We start from the raw sequence: 2407 nt of genomic DNA, 5'->3' as shown, positions 1-2407 counted from the left end.
GCTTCACCCTGGAGAAGCTGACGGACGACTTTTTGGCCGTCGCCGACACCGTCAGCCCCTGCCCCCGGGCCGTTCCCCGCCGTCGGCCCCTGGCTCGCCCCTGTCCCTCTTCCTGCCCCTGTCCCTCTTCCCGTCCCTGTCCCTCTTCCCGTCCATGCCCCTGTTCCCCTCCGGGTTCCGTGTTCACGTGGACTTCTCCTCCTGCCGGCGCCGCACATGCGGCAGATCGTCGTCCAGCCAAAAGGCGCTCTCCTGCGGGTCCTGCGAGTCCGTCACGACCAGGATTTCCTCGAACTTCGCGCCCGTGCCCCGGAATCCGAGGTGGGGTTCGACCGCCCACAGCCCCGGCGCCGGCGGGTGGTCGGAGAAGGTGTACGGGCTCCACAGCGGGGACCAGCCGGCACGGTGGCCGCGCAGTGCATCGGAGGCGAGCCCCTTGAGGGAGTGGATGCCGAACCCGAAGAGGGTGGGCGACCAGCGGCGCTGCCCGACCCGGTCGATCTTGTGCGCGATCACCCCGAAGGGGTAGGCGCGGTGGCGGTTGGCATAGCCCTGCCGCACCATCAGCCGGTCGACGTCCTCGTAAATCTCCCGCAGCGACCGCCGCTCGCGCACCTCGCGCAGGATCAGCTCCCGGTGTGCTCCGAGGTCGGCGAGCAGTCGGTCGTGCACGGGGTTGAGGCCCAGACAGCCCGAGTAGCCGATGTCGGCGGTGAATCCCCGGTGGACCGGTGCCATGTCGAGGATGAAGGGCATCCCGGGCTCCAGCGCACGGTTGGTGGGGAAGAACTGCAGCGGCACGCGGAAGTTGACGAAGGCGGTGCGGTCGCCGAACCACGCGAACGGCAGATGGAACCAGTCCCGTACGCCGCGCTCGCGCAGCCACTCGCGCTGCATCCGCGCCGCCGTCCGCTCGGTGACCCCGGGCCTGAGCTGTGCGGCCACCGCCTCCGCGCAGGCATAGGCGAGCCGCTGGACCTCTCTGAACCCCCTTAGCCCGGCGCTGAGTTCTCCGGATCCTGGTGAGGTCGCTGTGGTGACTGAGCCCATCGCCAACCGTCCCGTCCCTGAGCAGTGCATCGCGGTACGTGCTCGTAACTTGACACCGATGAATGTGACAATGACCGGAGGCTGCGTCAAGAGGGCGCCGGGCGCGCGGGCCCCCCCGCGCAGGGGCAGCTCACGGACCGCGCCCCTCGACGCAGACCGCTCCCCCCCAACACCGGGGCAGCTCACAGACCGTGCCCCTGACGCCGGGGCAGCTCACAGAACGAGACCCCTACGGGCACGTAATACCGCAGGGGGAGGAACATCCCATCGTCTGGGGTGACGACCGGTGTGGCGGGCGCCACTACCGTCGATGACGTGACTGTGATCGTGACCGAAAGCCTGAGCAAGCGGTTCCCGCGGGTGACCGCCTTGGACCGGCTCTCCGTTGACATCGCCCCCGGCGTAACGGGCCTGGTGGGTGCCAACGGCGCCGGCAAGTCCACCCTGATCAAGATCCTTCTGGGACTTGCCCCGGCCACCGAAGGGAGTGCGCATGTCCTCGGCCTGGACGTGACCAAGGACGGCGGCACCATCCGTGAGCGGGTCGGCTATATGCCCGAGCACGACTGCCTGCCGCCGGACGTCTCGGCCACCGAATTCGTCGTGCACATGGCCCGGATGTCGGGCCTGCCGCCGACCGCCGCCCGCGAGCGCACCGCGGACACCCTGCGCCACGTCGGCCTCTACGAGGAGCGTTACCGCCCCATCGGCGGCTATTCGACGGGCATGAAGCAGCGGGTGAAGCTGGCCCAGGCACTGGTCCACGACCCGCAGCTGGTGTTCCTCGACGAGCCCACCAACGGCCTCGACCCGGCCGGGCGGGACGAGATGCTCGGTCTGATCCAGCGCGTCCACCGCGACTTCGGGATCTCCGTCCTGGTGACCTCCCACCTCCTCGGCGAGCTGGAGCGCACCTGTGACCATGTCGTCGTCATCGATGGCGGCAAACTGCTGCGTTCCTCCTCGACCGATGAGTTCACGCAGGTCACGGCCTCGCTGGCGATCGAGGTCACGGACACCGACGCCCACCCGGACGGCACCGGAGCACTGCGCGCCGCCCTGGAAGGTGCCGGCGTCACGGTGACCACCGCCGCTGGAGGCTCCGAGAGCCTCGCGTCCTCCGGCCACCTCCTGTACGTCGAGGCGGCCGACGAGGAGACCTACGACCTGGTGCGGGACACCGTCGCCGGGCTCGGGCTCGGCCTGGTCCGGATGGAACAGCGCCGCCACCGGATCGCCGAGGTCTTCCGTGACGCGGACGCGGCGCAGGCCACCTCCGCTCCCACCCCCGCCTCCGCGGACGCGGCGCAGGCCACCCCCGCAGGCGCGGCGCGCAGTGCTCCGGTGCCGTCCGGGT

2 protein-coding genes are annotated in these 2407 nt (G+C 70.3%); one reads left to right on the top strand and one right to left on the bottom strand.

From position 1 onward, the window contains the following. Nucleotides 1-183: 183 nt before the first annotated feature. Complete coding sequence (locus EST54_RS33695) at nt 184-1050, bottom strand: M24 family metallopeptidase (RefSeq protein WP_129251460.1); 867 nt, start codon at nt 1048-1050, stop codon at nt 184-186. Between the two features lie 288 nt (nt 1051-1338). On the opposite strand from EST54_RS33695, the gene EST54_RS33690 reads away from it, so the two are divergent. Beyond that, nucleotides 1339-2407 (top strand): ABC transporter ATP-binding protein (locus EST54_RS33690; protein WP_244942685.1); only part of this gene is annotated, 1069 nt, incomplete at its 3' end.

Source organism: Streptomyces sioyaensis, from assembly GCF_004122735.1.
GTDB lineage: Bacteria > Actinomycetota > Actinomycetes > Streptomycetales > Streptomycetaceae > Streptomyces > Streptomyces sioyaensis.
The sequence above is the reverse complement of the archived record's forward strand: the minus strand, read 5'-3'. Positions and strand labels throughout refer to the sequence as shown.